Genomic DNA, 16217 nt, shown 5'->3' on the forward strand with positions numbered 1-16217 from the left:
ACTTGCATGGGGCCATAGCCGGCCATCGCCGTCAACCAATGGCCGCCACTCGTTCGTTCCCGCTGGACGCCTTGCGCGCTCTGGCCGCCCAGCTGATCGTCCTGCACCACCTCAGCGTCTATGGCCCCATCGCCGAGGCCATGCACGGGCTGAGTCCGGCGATCAGCGGCTGGTTTTATGACTACGGCCGCATGGCGGTGCAGATCTTCCTGGTGCTGGGCGGCTATCTGAGCGCCCGTGCACTGTCGTCCCACGAGCCAGGCCTGCACCGGTCGGCGCCGGCCCTGCTGGCCCAGCGCTACGGGCGCCTGGCCCCGCCATTCCTGGTCGCGGTGGGCCTGACCCTGGCAGCCTCCTGGCTGGTGGCGCCCCTGCTGCCGGCGTTGGCGCCCGAGCAGGTGACCCTGACCCAACTGCTGGCCCATGTGCTGCTGCTGCACGATGTGCTGGGCCAGGAGGCCCTGACCGTGGGCGCCTGGTACGTGGCAATCGACTTCCAGCTCTTTGCGCTGCTGCTGGCCCTGATGTGGGGGCTACGCCGCCTTGGGCTGTCGCAGACCTGGCGCCAGGGCCTGGCGCCGGTCCTGGTAGGCGCACTGGTGACCGCCTCGCTGCTGTACTTCAACCGCCACTCCGCGCAGGATGCCTATGCGCCCTACTTCTTCGGAGCCTATGGCCTGGGCGCGCTGCTGTTCTGGTGGCAGGGCTGGCCGACGCGTCTGCGCTGGTTGAGCCTGGGTCTGCTGGTCAGCCTCCTGCTGCTGGCGCTGGCCCTGCAGTTCCGCGAGCGTCTGCTGGTCACCGCGGCCACCGGCGCGGTGCTGATGCTGTGGCGCCAGGGGCCGGGGCCGGCCTGGTGGGTGGATCGGGTGCAGGGCCTGGCGCGCCATGCCTATGCCCTGTTCCTGGTGCACTTCCCGGTCATCCTGCTGGTCAACGCCGTCTATGCGCACCACGCCGAAAGCCCCGCACCCATGCCGGATGCGCTGGCGCCCGCCGCGCTGCTGCTGGCCTGGGGGCTGGCCAATCTGGCGGCGGTGCCGTTCCATCGCTGGGTGGAGGCGCCGCTGCTGCGTTGGCGCCCCGCGGTCATCCGCGCCGGCACGGCGGCACCGGGCCGCTGACTGAGGCGGAGCTCACCTGAACCGGTGCGCTCTTGATCATCTGCGGTAAGCGCGCGGCGGAGAACCCGCGGGGGTCGACGCCGTGACGCCCGCCGGTCAAGACCGATGTGGCAGGGCTATTCGCCGGCGGCCTCGCGCCGGAACTGCGCCAACTGCTCCCGCAGTTGCATGTTCTCCGCCGTCAGGACGGCAACGCGCTGGCGCAGCGACTCGATCGTGTCCTCATCCCCCGTCGCAGCCTCGTCCTGCCGAGGCGTCGGCGCAACGGCGGACTTCCTGCGCGATTCGCGCACCCGCTTGGCCGCCTGCTTCAGTTCCTCCTTGCCGCCAGTGGCTGCGGCCACCTGTTCTTCGCGGGGCAGGCTGGCGACCGTGGCCGCTGCATTGATCGAGATCTCACCTGCCTTGACGGCAGCGACCACTTCGGGCGCGGCCTGCTTCTGGATTCTCTCGATCTGCATCACCTGGCTGCTGCTCAGGCGGGCCACCCGGGCCAGTGCCTCGCGCGTGTTCTCCCGCGCCCCGGCGGCGGGGACGGGCGCGGATTCTTCAGCAGACGCTGACTCGGCGGCGAGCGCCTCAGGACCCGCTTCCGGCGCCGTGCGCGCCAGCCGCTCGGCAACGATCTCGCGCTTGCGCAGGGCCAGCACGCCGCGCTGGAAGTCCGACAGGCTGCGGCGCCCCAGGTGCTGGTCGATCATCCACAGGTGCACATCCTCGATCGAGCGAAAGCGAGTGCTCTGCACCGTCTGGAACGGCAGGTCGTGCTGGCGGCAGATCGCGTGGCGATTGTGGCCGTCCACCAGCATGTTGCCCCACAGCACCAGCGCGTCGCGGCAGCCCTCGGCCAGGATGCTGCGTTCGAGCGCGCTGTACTCCTCGGGAGTCAGTGGATCGATGTAGGCCTTGATCTCTTCGTTGACGACGATGTCCATCGGGGAATGCGGGACTGGATGAATGCGGGGGACGCGCATTGTAGGCAGCGGAGTGTCGGCTCCTGGCCGGGATCGGCCCTGGCGGACGCGCCTGGTCTTTCAAGCTGCACGCGCGATCTGGCTTGTCCAAACTGGCATGGACAGCAAGCTGCGCGGCTGTGATCTCACCGGGTTGCGACTGCGGCGTGATGCAGTCGCGTCGCGGCGGCAGGACGGCCAGGGGTGGCAGGCCGATCCACCAGAAAAATCGCCCGCGGGGTCGCGGGCGCTCCGGAACCGGGGACCCTGGCCGGGCCCTGCCGGAATTACTGCTTGTCGTAGGTGGTGTAGCCCTCGGTCAGGTCGCTCGGATACACCGTGGAGGACGACACCCCGGCGTCGTCGAAGTCGACGAACAGCTGGCCGTTGGGAAGGACCGTCGCCATCCACTTGATGATGCCGATACCGCTGTCGACGTTGGCCGTGACCTGGTCGAGGCTCACCGGCAGGCCCGACTTCATGACGCTGACCTGGCCGTCGATGCTGATGGTGGCGTTGAACGTCTGGGTGCTCGTCGGGGCGCCCGTGCAGCTCGGGTTGCCATACGACTTCTGGACGACCTGGCCCGTCAGGTGCGTCGCGTCCGTCTTGGTGAGCGTGAAGGTCTCGGTCTCGGAGCCCGAGCAGGCCATGTTCCAGGTGCCGACGTACTTGTCGGCTGCCGGGCCGTAGGCGATGTCGATGGAGGCGACATCGACGTCATCGCTGACCAGCTTGGGCGTGCCGTTGATGACCGCGGGGATCATCCAGGCCTGCCACTGTTGCGGGCGCTTGTATGCCGCCACCGTGCTCGCCAGCGACGGCCAGCGCACCTTCTGCACGACCAGACTCTGGTAGAAGGTGCCGTCGCCACCTGACGTCCGCAGCAGCCAGGCAGCGCGGTCGACGCCGGTGCCCGTCACCGCGATGTCCAGGACGACGCCTTCGTTCGCGACGGCTGGCAGCACCGTTCCCGCCACGCTGGTGAAGTTGTTGTTCCCCGGGTTGACGTACACGGTCGGCTTGGCGTTCTCCCACTCGTGGCCGCCGACGAACAGGTCGAACGTGCCGTCGCCGTCGACATCGGGAACGTCCACGGTGAAGAAATTCGCCTGGCGGCGCAGTTCGTTCGGGACGTAGTCCGTGGTGGGCGTGAACTGGCCCTGGCCGTTGTTCAGCCAGACCTTGATCGACGGATTGGCCTGGGAGTTCGCGACGACCACGTCGGGGATGCCATCCCCGTTGAAGTCCGCGGCGGCGGCGCTGTGGAAGAAGCCCACCTCCGTGTTCGCATCCTGGATCAGGTAGGTGCCATTGGGCTGGCTGAGCACGACCTTGCTCTTCTCGCCCGGGAAGGGGGCCGCGTCAAAGCCATGGCAGGCGACGAAGATGTCCAGCTTGCCATCGCCATTGAAGTCGGACAGAACGGCCTTGCGCGGATGCACGCAGGCCCGGTTGCCCGCGGGCAGCAGCGAGGTGTCCTCCAGCAGCGAGCCATCGGGCTGCTTGCGGTAGAAGCCGAAGCGCGCCGGTTGCGCGGTCGCGGGTGTCGACGTTGCCGGGTCGTAGAGCATCTGCACCGCGAACGTCTCCAGCACGCCGTCGCCATCCACGTCCAGGTAGGTCCGGGCGTTGTCGTTCGCGCTGCGCGTCTTCTGCGGAACGAGTCCGCTCTCCTTGAGCAGGGTGTAGGACGTCTTGACGGCGACGGCCGGTGCGGGGGCGGGGCCGGGAGCTGGTGCGGGGGCCGGTCCGGGAGCCGGCGCCGGCGCGGTACCCGGTGCAGGTGCGGGGGCGGCCACCTGGGCGGTCGGCGCGGAGGTTCCGCCGCCGCCACAGGCGGCCAGGAACACGGCGGCAAAGAGTCCGCCGAGCGCGTTGCGAGCGTGGCGGGGCAGATGTCTTCCTTGGGATTGCAACTCGAACTCCTCCTTTGTCAGACCGCCTCTGCAGGCGGAAAAAACGCTGGCCGTCTGGCGTACCGCCCAGATTTCGTGGCTCAGCTGGATGGAGTCAAATTATTTACTGACGGTTTGAATGTGTATCTTCGACTTACTGCGACTCGCTGCTGCTGCGTCCGCCGCGAGGCATTTCGCCACCAGCGTGTCGGGCTCGTGCAACGGACCCGCTCCAGTGGGTGCACCGGATGGCTTCGAGTAGTCAGTAGCGTCGGAAGACGCCCTCTTTGAGGAATCGTCCCGGTGGGCGCGGATTATCATTCGCGCAAAACCAAGAGGCGGACTCGACCGATCCTCACAGCAATTCGGAAGGTGCGTTGGCTCGCGTGCTGGACACACGTGCCCACCTTCATCGCATGCAAGACCAGGCACATGCCGATGATCGGCCGGCCATGACGCATGCCTGTGAGCTTCTCATCGCCATTCAGACGGACAAGCTCCGTCAGATTCAGGCCTGCGGCTCAGCCCCGCAGGTTTGAGGTCGACGTCATCGCGCTACGTGCAGGCTGCTGCGTTTGACAAACGCATGAGGTGCCAGCGACATGTCGGGCCACACGAATGAAGCCTTCAGCGCCTGGAAGAGTGCTGAGGCAGCCGCGCGCGAGACGGAGCGTCGACTCGCCAGTGCATGGCAGCAATTCGAGCGAACCCTGAAGGATCCCCCCGGTGACGAGTTGTTCGCCGAGTTGAAGCAGCGGAAAGCGCTCGCGAGCGAAAGACTCGCCGACGCCATGAAGGTCCTCAACCCAGCGGGGCGATAGTGGATGAGCAGCTTCAGCGGTGGCACGAAGCCGAACGCGCGGTGAGGGATCTCGAAAGGAAGGTGATGATTGCGCACGCCCTCGAGCGGAGCGGGTCGCTGAGGACGACCGGCCCCTTCCTGGAGCATCAGCTCGTCCAGGCACGCGCCGCAGCAGACCAGGCGCTTCAAGACTGCCTGCATCTGGTCGCACAGGAAGTGCGCACAACCGGGCGTCCAGGACCCAACGGCTCGGATGACCGCCGCTAGGGGCGGGCAGCCAACGGTCATCTCTGTCGTGGGTTGCGAGCGCAAGGCGGATGGACCGCGGGGAGCCCGGCACTCAAGGTCTTCGACACTGCTCAGCACCCTTGCGTAGTGCGCGCGTGGCGCCGGTGCCTGGTGCGCGGCGTACGATCCCTGTCCTCGGCACGAGGAGGTCTCATGCGACACGATTCCGATGGCCGCCGCCTTCCCATCAAGCTGGACTCGACCTCCAACGGCGAGGTCGCGCCGATGCCGCTGGAGCGCGTGCACCTGCACGCCAACGCGCTCGCGCACCAGGTGGCCGACGCCAACGCGAAGCGGCTCGGCCTCTCGCGTCGGCGCCTGCTGGTCTCTGCCGCAGGCGCGGCCGGCACCCTGCTCGCCTTCAACGAGGCCTACGCCGCGGCCGGGCGCACCGGCGGCTTCTACGAGATCGAGAAGACGGCGGCGATCGATGTCGAGCAGGCAGCGCAGCGGCTCGGCTCGCGCGAATTCATCTTCGACGTCCAGGGCCATTTCGTCGGCAGGACCTGGCAGGGGCGCCACGGCCTCGGCGGCGTCGACCAGTTCGTGAAGGACGTGTTCCTCGACTCCGACACGGACATGATGGTTCTTTCCTTCATCCCGTCGCGGCGCGAAGACGAGTACCTGCCGATCGCGGAAGCCGCAGCGGTGCAGGAGATCGTGTCGCGCCTGCCGCGCGGCCAGCGCCTGCTGATCCACGGCCGCGTCAACCCGAACCAGCCCGGCGACATGGAGGACATCGACGCCCTGGCCAGCCGATGGAAAGTGTCGGCGCTCAAGTGCTACACGCAATGGGGGCCGGACGGCCGCGGCTTCTACCTCACCGACGACATCGCCGTTCGGATGATCGAGAAGGCACGCAGCGTCGGCATCCGGAACATCTGCGTGCACAAGGGCTTGCCGTTCGGCCGCCAGTCCTACGAGCATTCGACCTGTGCCGACATTGGCCGCGTGGCCAAGATGTTCCCCGACATGAATTTCCTGGTCTATCACGCGGGCTACGTGCAGACCGCCAAGGAAGGACCGTACGACCCGACGCGCAGCGATGGCGTCGACCGGTTGATCCGCTCGGTCGAGGAAGCCGGCCTCGGCAAGGGCAGCAATGTCTACGGCGAACTCGGCAGTACCTGGCGCATGCTGATGCGCGACCCCGACCAGGCAGCGCACGTCGTCGGCAAACTGGTCAAGCACCTGGGCGAAGGCAACGTGCTGTGGGGGTCGGACTCCATCTGGTACGGCTCCCCGCAGGACCAGATCCAGGCCTTCCGCACCTTCCAGATCTCGGGCGAATACCAGGAGAAGTTCGGCTACGCACCGATGACCCCGCGGCTGCGGGCGCGCATCTTCGGGCTCAACGGCGCGCGGGTGTACGGCCTCGATGTCGAGGAAGTCATCCGTCGCGCAGCCGCCGACGAGATCGGCCGGGCCCGCGCCGCCTACGAGCCCGATCCGCATTTCCTGACGTTCGGGCCGAAGACCCGGGCGCAGTTCCTGCGGTTGCGCGCCGCGCACGGCCATCAGCCGGGCTGAAGCCCGCCGGAGTACTCGCGCACAAGCGGTGCGTGACGAGGCCGCGCCAAGGCTGGCCGTCCTAGGCCGGAAGGCAGCGGCTGGAGCGAGCGAATTTTTCGCTCGCCCGTCACGAAAAAAGGTGCTTTCGAGACCGGGCAATGCACGCCTACCATCGCGCCGCGATCGTGCTGGTCGATGCGAAGGAGCCCCATGTCGAATGCCCCACGCTACCCACAACTCTCACGGCGGACGGCGCTGTCCCGCATCCTCGCGGGCAGTGTCCTGGGCAGCGGCATGCTTGCCTCTCCGGCCAGGGCGCAGGACTTTCCCAACAAGCCGGTGAAGGTCATCCTGATGTACCCGCCGGGCGGCGGCGCGGACAACCAGGCGCGCGTCATCGGTGAGCAGTTCCGTGCGGCGACGGGACAGGCGATGGTGATCGAAAGCCGGCCGGGCGGCGGCGGTGGCGTCGCCGCCAATGCAGCCAAGGGAGCGCAACCCGACGGCTACACGCTGCTGAACGGCAATCTCGGGATGATGACGCTGACCCCGGCGTTGAACACGGGCATCAACTACTCCGTCGCCGACTTCGTGCCGGTCGCCGCGATTTCCATCATCTATCCACTGCTGGTCGCACGCGCCGACTTTCCCGCGAGCAACCTCAAGGAACTGGCCGCACTCGCGAAGGCCAAGCCGCGCGAGATCAGCTATGGCACCTGGGGTCTGGGCAGCGTGCCGCACGTCGCCGGCGCATGGCTCGAGGAGGATGCCGGCATCCAGCTCAGCGCCATTCCGTACCGCGGCGAAGTGCCGATGGTCGTCGACCTGCTGGGCGGCCAGCTGCCACTGGGCTGGGCGTCGCTGCCTGCGGTGCAGCAGCATGTGAAGGACGGAAAGCTCAAGGTGATCGGCGTAGCGGCCGAGACGAGATTCACGCAATTGCCGGACACCCCCACATTCATCGAGCAGGGCCTGCGCGGCTTCGCGATCCCCAGCTGGTTCGGCTATTTCGCACCCAAGGGAACGCCGCCCGCCATCGTGGCCGCGCTCAACGCGAAGATCAACGAGGCACTGAACACGCCGCACGTGCGCAGCCGGATCGAGGAGCAGGGGCAAGTCGTGCTCGTGCAGTCCAGTAGCCAATTCAACGATTTCATCCAGCAGAACGCTGTCCGCATCCAGCCGACCCTCACGCGGCTCGCGGCCACGATCCGGCAATGAATCCGTCCAACAGGAGATGTCCATGAACCGGGTGGGAGACTGGGTGCAAGAGCCCGCGCAGAGCGTGCGGGTGGCGGCGCAATCCGATGTCGTCGTGGTCGGCGGCGGCCCCGCGGGCCAGGCTGCTGCCGTCGCCGCGGCACGCAATGGCGCCAGCGTCACGCTGCTGGAGCGCTACAACCACCTGGGCGGCCTCGCTTCGGGTGGCATGGTTCTCGTGCTCGACGACATGTGGGACAGGCACCAGAACGAGATCTCCGTGCGGGGCATCTGCCTGGAGATGATCGAGCGCATGAAGGCGCTGGGCCTGGCCGAATACCCGTTGCAACACGAGTGGGGAACGCTGCCGGAGTCAGTGCGCCGCTGGAAGCGCTGGGGAACCACCGATTTCCACAGCAAGCAGAAGCCCTCGCCCATCTGCTTCGCGGCCGCGTTCGATCCCGATGCGTGGAAACGGACTTCGCTGGAGATGGTGATGCGGGCGGGCATCCAGCTGCGGCTGCATTCGTGGTTCTCCAGGGCGATCGTCGAGGATGGGGTGGTCAAGGGCGTCATCTGCGAGACGAAGAGCGGACGCGAGGCGATCCTCGGCAAGGTCGTCATCGACGCGACCGGCGACCTGGACGTCGCGGCATCGGCGGGCGCTCCGCACATCAGCGGAAGCTACATCGCGACGACCGTCTTTCGCCTGGGTGGCGTGGACACCCGCGAAGCCGAGCGCTTCGAATTCGAGGAGCCCGAGGCCTATCGCGCGCTCGACAAGGAAGTCAAGCAGCTGCTCGGCGGCGCCTGGGAGTCGTGGTGGCTCAGGACGCCGCTGCCCGGCGTGGTGTGGTGCAACTGCCCGCACATGGCGGGACTGGACGGCCTCAAGGTGGAAGACCTCACACAGGCCGAGATCCAGGGCCGCACCACGATCCACAACGTCATCGAGTTCGTGAGAGCGAAGCTGCCCGGTTTCCGCAACTGCTACCTGGTCGACATGGCACCACAAACCGGCATCCGCCAGACGCGGCTGCTGGAGGGCGAGTACGTCATGACCAAGGAAGACCTGCAGGAGCGCACCCGCTTTCACGACGCCGTTGCCCGCGGCCGCGACTACTACTACCCCTATCGCAGCTTCGTGCCGCTCGGCGTGGAGAACCTCCTGGTCGCCGGTCGCCACTATTCGGCCACGTCGGCCGCCCAGAAGACGTCTCGTGAAATCCCGCCGTGCATGGCCATGGGCGAGGCCGTCGGCATCGCCGCGACGCTCGCGCTCGACGCCGGCGTTTCCGTACGCCGGGTCGACGTCGCCAGGCTTCAGAGGACATTGCGGGCACAGGGAGCCGATCCGGGCGACCAGCCGGGTCCGAACCCCGACGTTCCGGCGATCGCGCGCCCCTTCATGGAGGCGGTTGCATGATCGGGGTGGCGAAGGACCACCCGGCATGCACTCCAGCGTTCTCAGATACTTCATCGAAGTCGCCCGTTGCGGCTCCGTGCGCAAGGCTTCGGAGCGACTTTGCGTTGCATCGAGCGCGGTCAACAGGCAGATCCTGAAGCTGGAAGAGGAGCTCGGCACCGAGCTCTTCGATCGCTTGCCCGACGGCCTGCGGCTCAATCCGGCCGGTGAACGCCTCCTGAAGCACGCACGGGAAACCCTGCACCAGTACCAGGTCGCGCGGGCGGAGATCGATGCGATCAAGGGCGAGAGCACCGGCCACATCAAGGTCGCATCGATGGACCCATTCCTCGATGATCTCGTGCCTGCCGTCGTCGAGGAATTCCTGCAAGTCTTCCCCGCGGCGAAATACACCATCGCCCCGGCACAATCGCTCGAAGTCCCCCGCATGGTGGTGTCCGGCCAGGCGGACATCGGCATCACCTACGTGGGCCGGCTGGCGGCAGGCGTGACGACGGTCGCCGTGGCGAACTGCCCGATCGGTGTCGTGATGCCCCCGGGTCATCCGCTCGCCGACCAGCCGAGCGTGACGCTGCAGGAATGCGCGCGCCATCGGCTGGTCAGGCCCAGCATGAGCCCGGTCGTGACAGCCGCCCAGGCGCCCGAGTTCGCGGAGTTCTGGGATGGAATCGAGCCCACGGCCGTCTGCAGCTCCATGCCCGTGCTGCGACGGCTGATCATGGCGGGGTTGGGAATCGGATGCTTCTCGAAAATCGCCTTCCTGTCCGACCTGCGGCGCGGCGACCTTCTCTGGCGACCACTCGCGGTGGCGGAACTGGCGCAGCTCCAGGTCGGCATCCTGGTGCCGACCCAGCGCGCTTTGCCAGGCATGACGCAGAACTTCGTCGATCGCCTGGCTAGGCGCCTGCAGCAGCTGGAGCTTGGCACCGGCGTTGCGTGAGACGTCACCGACCCTGTCTTGCCTTGGATCGCCGCCAGGATCCAACCATGGTTGCCGGTCGGCGGCGCCGTTTTCAGTCAGCGCCGCTGTTTCCCGCGCACGACTCTGTCACTCTGTCTCTCTCTCTGCTGATCTCGCACGCGCGCCCGTCATTCGACGGTCACGCTCTTGGCCAGGTTCCGTGGCTTGTCGACGTCCGTCCCCCTCGCCACCGCCGTGTGATACGCCAGCAGCTGCAGCGGCACGACGTGCAGCAGCGGCGACAGGGGGCCGTAGTGCTCGGGCATGCGGATCACGTGGATGCCCTCTTCGCTCTCGATGCGGGTGTCGGCGTCGGCCAGCACGTACAGCACGCCGCCGCGGGCGCGCACTTCCTGCATGTTGCTCTTGAGCTTCTCGAGCAGGGCGTCGTTGGGGGCCACCGTGACCACCGGCATCTGGCTAGTCACCAGGGCCAGCGGGCCGTGCTTCAACTCGCCGGCGGCATAGGCCTCGGCGTGGATGTAGGTGATCTCCTTGAGCTTGAGCGCGCCCTCCAACGCGATCGGGTAGTGCAGCCCGCGGCCGAGGAACAGCGCGTTCTCCTTGGCGGCGAAGTCCTCCGACCAGCTGATGATCTGAGGCTCCAGCGCCAGCACCGCCGACAACGCCGTGGGCAGGTGGCGCATGGCCTTCAGGTGGGCCGCCTCCTGCGTCTCGGTCATCCGGCCCTTCACGCCGGCCAGCACCAGCGTCAGCAGGAACAGCCCGGCAAGCTGGGTGGTGAAGGCCTTGGTCGAGGCGACGCCGATCTCGGCGCCGGCGCGCGTGATGTAGGCCAGCTTGCATTCGCGCACCATGGCCGAGGTCGGCACGTTGCACACCGTCAGCGTGTGCACGTGGCCGAGCTCGCGCGCGTGGCGCAGCGCCGCCAGCGTGTCGGCCGTCTCGCCCGACTGGCTGATGGTGACCACCAGCGTGCGCGGGTTGGGCACCGACTCGCGGTAGCGGTACTCGCTGGCGATCTCCACCTGGGTGGGAATCCTGGCGATGCCCTCCAGCCAGTACTTGGCGGTGCAGCCGCTGTAGTAGCTGGTGCCGCAGGCCAGGATCAGCACCGAGTCGATCTCCTTGAAGACCGCCAGCGCACCGTCGCCGAACAGCTCGGGCACCACCGACTGCAGGCCTTCCAGCGTGTCCGCGATGGCGCGCGGCTGCTCGAAGATCTCCTTCTGCATGTAGTGGCGGTAGGGGCCGAGCTCGGCCGCACCGCTGTGCACCAAGACGGTCTTGACCGGCCGCGTGACCGGCTTGTGCGACTTGTCCTCGATCCAGTAGCGGCCCAGCTGCAGGTCGACCACGTCGCCCTCTTCCAGGTACACGATCTGGTCGGTCACGCCGGCCAGCGCCATCGCGTCGCTGGCCAGGAAATGCTCGCCGTCCTGCCGCCCCACGCCCAGGATGAGCGGCGAGCCGGCGCGGGCGCCGACCACCCGGTGCGGCTCGTCCTTGCAGAACACGGCGATGGCATAGGCGCCGTGCAGGCGGCGGGTGGCGGCCTTCACCGCCTCGAACAGGTCGCCCTCGTAGAGGCTGTCGACCAGGTGCGAGATCACCTCGGTGTCGGTCTGGCTGCTGAACTGGTAGCCCTTGGCCTTGAGCGCGGCGCGCAGCTCGTCGTGGTTCTCGATGATGCCGTTGTGCACCAGGGCCACGCGACCGGGGCGGTCGCCTGCGTGCTCACCCGGGCCGTGGCTGAAATGCGGATGGGCGTTGTGCACGGCCGGCGCACCGTGCGTGGCCCAGCGGGTGTGGGCGATGCCGGTGGTGCCGGCCAGGTGTTCCCGCTCCACCTGGGCCAGCAGTTCGGCCACCCGCGAGGTGCTGCGGGCCCGGCGCAGGCCGCCGGCATGCACGGCCACGCCGCAGGAGTCATAGCCGCGGTATTCCAGCCGCTGCAGGCCCTGGACGAGGATGGGAACGATGTTGCGGGTGGAGACGGCGCCGACGATGCCACACATGGTTGGAACTCCTTGGGATGGCGGGACTGTAGGCCGGGTCCCGAGAAATAAGCCTGCGAATTAGCACCGCAAACGCAAGATTCTGTCGATATGCTAGATTTAAGGAATATTCTTTCTCTGATCGAATTATTTTGGAATCATTGGACAGCACTGACCTGGCTCTTTTGGACCAGCTCCAGCAGGATGCCGGGCTGACCAACCAGGAACTGGCGGCCCGGGTCCATGTGTCGCCGCCGACCTGCCTGCGCCGGGTGCAGCGCCTGGTGCAGGCCGGTTTCATCGAACGCCGGGTCGCCATCCTCGACCGCGACAAGCTGGTGGAGGTGCTCGGCCACGGCCTCGATGCCATCGTCGAGGTGACGCTCGACCGGCAGGACAACGCGTCGATGGAGGCCTTCGAGGCCCGGGTGGCGGCCGACGAGGCGGTGCAGCAGTGCTACCGCGTCTCCCCTGGCCCTGATTTCGTGCTGGTGATCCGCGCGCCCGACATGCCCGGCTACCTGGCGCTGGCGCAGCGGCTGTTCACGCAGGACGCCAACGTGCGCAACGTCAAGGCGTACTTCGCCGTGCGCCGCGCCAAGTTCGATCCGCGCGTTCCCCTGCCGCGCCCGGCGCGGGCCTGACGCTCACTTGGGCTGCTTGAGCGGCCGCTTCCAGTTCGGCAACCGGATCTGGCGGCCGCGCGCCACCGCCAGGCCGCCGGGTTCGGTGTCCTTGGTGATGGTCGAGCCGGCCCCGATCGTGCCGCCCTCGCCGATGCGCACCGGCGCCACCAGCACGCAGTTGCTGCCCACGTGCACGTCGTCCTCGATCACAGTTCGGTGCTTGTTGGCGCCGTCGTAGTTGGCGGTGATGGAGCCGGCGCCGTAATTCACCCGCGCGCCGACCTGGGTGTCGCCCAGGTAGGCCAGGTGGTTGGCCTTGGCACCGCGGCCCATGGTCGAGTTCTTCACCTCGACGAAGTTGCCGATGTGCACCTCCGGGCCCAGCCGGGCGCCCGGGCGCAGCCGCGCGAACGGCCCCACCTGCGCGCCCTCGCCGATGGTGACGCCGGCGCGCTCGCCCTCGATGTGGGTGAAGGCCTGCAGCAGCGCACCGGCTTCGATGCTGGCGTTGGCGATCACGCAGTTGGGCCCGATGCGCACGCCGTCGCCCAGCACCACCTGGCCCTCGAACACGCAGTTGACGTCGATCTCGACGTCCTGGCCGCAACGCAGCGTGCCGCGCACGTCCAGCCGCGCCGGATCGGCGAGCCGCACGCCGGCTTCCATCAACCGCTCCGCATGGCGCAGCTGGAACGCGCGCTCGAGCTGGGCCAGCTGCAGCGCGCTGTTCACCCCTTCGACCTGCACCCGGTCGGTGCAGGCCACCGCCACCACCGGCGCACCGTCGGCGACCGCGTGCTCGACGATGTCGGTCAGGTAGTACTCGCCCTGGGCGTTGTCGTTGGTCAGGCGGGCGAGCCAGCGCTTGAGCAGCGCATTGGGAACCGCCATGAAGCCGGTGTAGACCTCATCGATGCGGCGCTGCGTCTCGCCCGCGTCCTTGTGCTCGACGATCCCGGTGACGCGCTGGCCCTCGCGCACGATGCGGCCGTAGCCGTCCGGATCGGGCAGGGTGACGCTCAGCAGGGCGAGCTTTTCGCCGGCGCAGGCGGCCAGCAGCGCGCGCAGGGTGTCGGGCTGGATCAGCGGCACGTCGCCGTTGAGGATGAGCGCGACCCCATCGTCGGGCAGGACCGGCACGGCCTGCTGCACGGCATGGCCGGTGCCCAGCTGCGGCTCCTGCCGCACGAACACCGGTGCCGGGCGGCCGGCGCCGGCCGCGCTCGCGGCCACCGCCGCCTCCACCTCATCGGCACCATGGCCGGTGACCACCACCACCCGGCGGGCCTGGAGCGCCGCCGCACAGTCGGTCACATGGTCGACCAGCGCACGCCCCGCCAATCGATGCAACACTTTGGGCCGCTGGCTCTTCATGCGCGTGCCCTTCCCGGCCGCCATGATCACCACATCCACTGCTGTCATGTCCTGTCCTTCCATCCTGCTGCGCGTCGCATCCAGGTTCGCGGCGATTATCGGTGCGCTCCTGCTTGCCATGGCGTTGGGCGGCTGCAGCGCCATCAAGCTCGGCTACGCAACCCTGCCCGAGTTGGCCTACTGGTGGCTCGACGGCTACGTCGACTTCGACGACGTGCAGCGCCTGCGGGTGCGCGAGGACCTGGCGCGGCTGCACGCCTGGCACCGGGCCAGCGAGCTGCCGAGGCTGCTGCCGCTGCTGCAGCAGGCCGAGCAGCTCGCGCCGGGGGACGTCAGTGCCGAGCAGGCCTGCGCCTTCGAGGCGCCGGTGCGCGAGCGCATCGCCGCCCTGCGCGATCAGGCCGAGCCGGCGCTGACCACCACGGCCATCACCCTGAGCGACGCCCAGCTGCGCCATCTCGAACGCAAGTACGCGCAGAAGAACCGCGACTACGCCAAGGAGTGGATCGACATCCCGCGCGCCGAACAGGCCGACAAGCGCCTGAAGGAGTTGCTGGGCCGCGCCGACACCGTCTACGGCAGCCTGACCGAGACGCAGCGGACGATGCTGGCCCGGCTGGTGCAGGGCTCGGCCTGGAACCCGTCGCTGCTGCTCGCCGAACGCCGCCGGCGCCAGCACGACACGCTGGCGGTGCTGCGGCGCCTGACGGCCCAGCCGGGCCCTGCCCTGCACGAGGCACGGCAGGCGGTGCACGAGCTGCTCGAGCGCTACCTCACCTCGCCCGACCCCACCTTCCGCGCCTACGTCGACGTGATGCGGCAGGAGGCCTGTCGCATCACCTCCGCGCTGCACAACAGCACTAGCACCGCGCAGCGCGACTTCGCGGCGCGGCGCCTGCGGGGCTGGCAGCGCGACATCGGCGAACTGGCGGCCCAGCAATGACGGCAGTGGCGTCCCGGGGCGCCATGGGCGTCGTGTGGCGGTTCGCGCTCGCCACCACGCTGATCGTCCTGGCCTTCGCCATGACCGGCCCGGTGCTGGCCATCAGCCTGCAGCGGGCCGGCGCCAGCACCGCGGCGGTCGGGCTGTTCGCGATGGTGCCCTTCCTGCTGATCGGCCTCCTGATCCCGGTGGTGCCGCGCATCCTGGCGCGCTGGGGCGTGGTGCGCACCTACCGCGCCGGCTGCCTGCTCGAGCTGGCCGGGGTCGGGCTCTACGCCGCCACCGACCACTGGCTGCCGTGGACGGTGGGCGCCGCCGTCAGCGGCATCGGTGCCGCCGGCCTGTGGAACGCCACCGAGGCGCTGCTGGCGCGCGAGGCGCCGCCGGACCAGCGCGGCCGCGTCATGGGCCTGTACCAGACCTCGCTCGGCGCGGCCCTGGCGCTCGGCCCCTTCCTGCCGGCCCTGCTCGGCTGGGGCGAGCGGCCGATCCTGTGGGCCGCCCTCGCCCTGGTGACCGGCTGCTGCGCGGTGGCCGTGTCCATCCCCAGCCATGCGGCCGTGGAACCACCGCCCGGCCAGGCTGGCACCTGGCACGCGTTGCGCCAGGTGCCGCTGCTGGCGCTGATCGCGTTCAGCGGCGGCGTGTTCGAGGCCGGGCTGGGGTCGATCAGTGCCGCCCACGCCTCCTCGCTCGGGCTGGACCTCAGCAGCGCGGCGAGCGTCGCCGGCGCGATCGGCGTCGGCAGCTTCCTGTGCCAGCTGCCGGCCGGGCTGGCGGCCGACCGGTTCCCGATGCGGCGCGTCTTCACGGTGGCGGCGCTCGCGCTGCTGGCCGCCAGCGCGGCGCTGGCGTTCGCGGACCGTGGGCCCTGGCTGCTGTGGGCGGTCGGGGTGGTCTGGGGCGGCGTCGGCGGGGCGCTGTACACGCTCACCATGGTGGAAGTCGCGCACGAGTTCGCCGGCCGCGCCACCGCGGGTGGCGCGGCCGCCATGATCACCGGCTACACGGCGGGCGGGACGATCGGTCCGGTCGCGAGCGGCTCCGCCCTGCAATGGGGCGGGTTGCTCGGGCTGGCGGCGCTGCTGGGCGCACTGGCCGGCGCCACGCTGGTGGCGGCGCGCAGCGTGCCGGCGGACTGACGGGCTGCTG

13 protein-coding genes are annotated in these 16217 nt (G+C 68.7%); 8 read left to right on the forward strand and 5 right to left on the reverse strand.

Annotation, left to right across the window (positions count from 1 at the left end):
• Positions 1-38: 38 nt before the first annotated feature.
• Positions 39-1124, forward strand: coding sequence for an acyltransferase family protein (locus tag GON04_RS24125; protein WP_157400495.1), 1086 nt, complete (start codon positions 39-41; stop codon positions 1122-1124).
• A 116-nt stretch (positions 1125-1240) separates the two neighbouring features.
• Here the strand turns inward: GON04_RS24125 and GON04_RS24130 are convergent, their stop codons facing one another.
• The 3 genes from GON04_RS24130 to GON04_RS24140 all read right to left on the reverse strand — a co-directional run bounded on the left by GON04_RS24130 (position 1241) and on the right by GON04_RS24140 (position 4966).
• The gene (locus tag GON04_RS24130) at positions 1241-2059 is read right to left on the reverse strand and encodes a ParB N-terminal domain-containing protein (RefSeq protein WP_157400496.1); all 819 of its coding nucleotides are present in this window, start codon (positions 2057-2059) and stop codon (positions 1241-1243) included.
• Between the two features lie 305 nt (positions 2060-2364).
• Positions 2365-3930, reverse strand: coding sequence for an FG-GAP-like repeat-containing protein (locus tag GON04_RS24135; protein ID WP_198349398.1), 1566 nt, complete (start codon positions 3928-3930; stop codon positions 2365-2367).
• A gap of 592 nt (positions 3931-4522) precedes the next feature.
• Positions 4523-4966 carry a hypothetical protein gene (locus GON04_RS24140; protein ID WP_157400498.1) on the reverse strand — a complete coding sequence of 148 codons (444 nt, stop codon included), beginning with the start codon at positions 4964-4966 and terminating at the stop codon, positions 4523-4525.
• Positions 4967-5218: 252 nt separating this feature from the next.
• On the opposite strand from GON04_RS24140, the gene GON04_RS24145 reads away from it, so the two are divergent.
• The 4 genes from GON04_RS24145 to GON04_RS24160 all read left to right on the forward strand — a co-directional run bounded on the left by GON04_RS24145 (position 5219) and on the right by GON04_RS24160 (position 10143).
• The gene (locus GON04_RS24145; RefSeq protein WP_157400499.1) at positions 5219-6595 is read left to right on the forward strand and encodes an amidohydrolase family protein; all 1377 of its coding nucleotides are present in this window, start codon (positions 5219-5221) and stop codon (positions 6593-6595) included.
• A gap of 192 nt (positions 6596-6787) precedes the next feature.
• A complete protein-coding gene (locus GON04_RS24150; protein WP_157400500.1) occupies positions 6788-7798 on the forward strand; it encodes a Bug family tripartite tricarboxylate transporter substrate binding protein in 1011 nt (336 codons plus the stop codon).
• 22 nt (positions 7799-7820) lie between these two features.
• Complete coding sequence (locus tag GON04_RS24155) at positions 7821-9203, forward strand: FAD-dependent oxidoreductase (protein WP_157400501.1); 1383 nt, start codon at positions 7821-7823, stop codon at positions 9201-9203.
• Between the two features lie 25 nt (positions 9204-9228).
• Entirely contained in the window at positions 9229-10143 is a 915-nt protein-coding gene (locus tag GON04_RS24160; protein WP_157400502.1) for a LysR family transcriptional regulator, read from the forward strand.
• 149 nt (positions 10144-10292) lie between these two features.
• Here the strand turns inward: GON04_RS24160 and glmS are convergent, their stop codons facing one another.
• Positions 10293-12143: a glutamine--fructose-6-phosphate transaminase (isomerizing) gene (glmS, locus tag GON04_RS24165; protein WP_157400503.1), complete on the reverse strand. Its 1851-nt coding sequence runs from the start codon at positions 12141-12143 to the stop codon at positions 10293-10295.
• A gap of 125 nt (positions 12144-12268) precedes the next feature.
• Between glmS and GON04_RS24170 the strand changes: the two genes are divergently transcribed.
• Positions 12269-12766 carry an Lrp/AsnC family transcriptional regulator gene (locus tag GON04_RS24170; protein ID WP_370530029.1) on the forward strand — a complete coding sequence of 166 codons (498 nt, stop codon included), beginning with the start codon at positions 12269-12271 and terminating at the stop codon, positions 12764-12766.
• Positions 12767-12769: 3 nt separating this feature from the next.
• On the opposite strand, the gene glmU is transcribed toward GON04_RS24170, so the two are convergent.
• A complete protein-coding gene (gene glmU, locus GON04_RS24175) occupies positions 12770-14170 on the reverse strand; it encodes a bifunctional UDP-N-acetylglucosamine diphosphorylase/glucosamine-1-phosphate N-acetyltransferase GlmU (protein ID WP_157400505.1) in 1401 nt (466 codons plus the stop codon).
• Between glmU and GON04_RS24180 the strand changes: the two genes are divergently transcribed.
• Together GON04_RS24180 and GON04_RS24185 are read left to right on the forward strand one after the other, a co-directional pair.
• The gene (locus GON04_RS24180; protein WP_157400506.1) at positions 14169-15065 is read left to right on the forward strand and encodes a DUF6279 family lipoprotein; all 897 of its coding nucleotides are present in this window, start codon (positions 14169-14171) and stop codon (positions 15063-15065) included. The genes glmU and GON04_RS24180 overlap by 2 nt on opposite strands.
• Positions 15062-16207: an MFS transporter gene (locus tag GON04_RS24185; protein WP_157400507.1), complete on the forward strand. Its 1146-nt coding sequence runs from the start codon at positions 15062-15064 to the stop codon at positions 16205-16207. The genes GON04_RS24180 and GON04_RS24185 overlap by 4 nt, the downstream gene beginning before the upstream one ends.
• Positions 16208-16217 lie beyond the last annotated feature (10 nt).

It is taken from the genome of Ramlibacter pinisoli (genome assembly GCF_009758015.1).
In the GTDB taxonomy this organism is placed as follows: Bacteria; Pseudomonadota; Gammaproteobacteria; order Burkholderiales; family Burkholderiaceae_C; genus Ramlibacter; species Ramlibacter pinisoli.

Excerpts from the sequence above, each read along its gene's own strand:
- glmS (WP_157400503.1), bottom strand. The coding sequence starts at position 12,143 with ATGTGTGGCATCGTCGGCGCCGTCTCCACCCGCAACATCGTTCCCATC.
- GON04_RS24150 (WP_157400500.1), top strand. The coding sequence starts at position 6,788 with ATGTCGAATGCCCCACGCTACCCACAACTCTCACGGCGGACGGCGCTG.
- GON04_RS24145 (WP_157400499.1), top strand. The coding sequence starts at position 5,219 with ATGCGACACGATTCCGATGGCCGCCGCCTTCCCATCAAGCTGGACTCG.
- GON04_RS24130 (WP_157400496.1), bottom strand. The coding sequence starts at position 2,059 with ATGGACATCGTCGTCAACGAAGAGATCAAGGCCTACATCGATCCACTG.
- GON04_RS24185 (WP_157400507.1), top strand. The coding sequence starts at position 15,062 with ATGACGGCAGTGGCGTCCCGGGGCGCCATGGGCGTCGTGTGGCGGTTC.
- GON04_RS24180 (WP_157400506.1), top strand. The coding sequence starts at position 14,169 with ATGTCCTGTCCTTCCATCCTGCTGCGCGTCGCATCCAGGTTCGCGGCG.
- glmU (WP_157400505.1), bottom strand. The coding sequence starts at position 14,170 with ATGACAGCAGTGGATGTGGTGATCATGGCGGCCGGGAAGGGCACGCGC.
- GON04_RS24155 (WP_157400501.1), top strand. The coding sequence starts at position 7,821 with ATGAACCGGGTGGGAGACTGGGTGCAAGAGCCCGCGCAGAGCGTGCGG.
- GON04_RS24125 (WP_157400495.1), top strand. The coding sequence starts at position 39 with ATGGCCGCCACTCGTTCGTTCCCGCTGGACGCCTTGCGCGCTCTGGCC.
- GON04_RS24160 (WP_157400502.1), top strand. The coding sequence starts at position 9,229 with ATGCACTCCAGCGTTCTCAGATACTTCATCGAAGTCGCCCGTTGCGGC.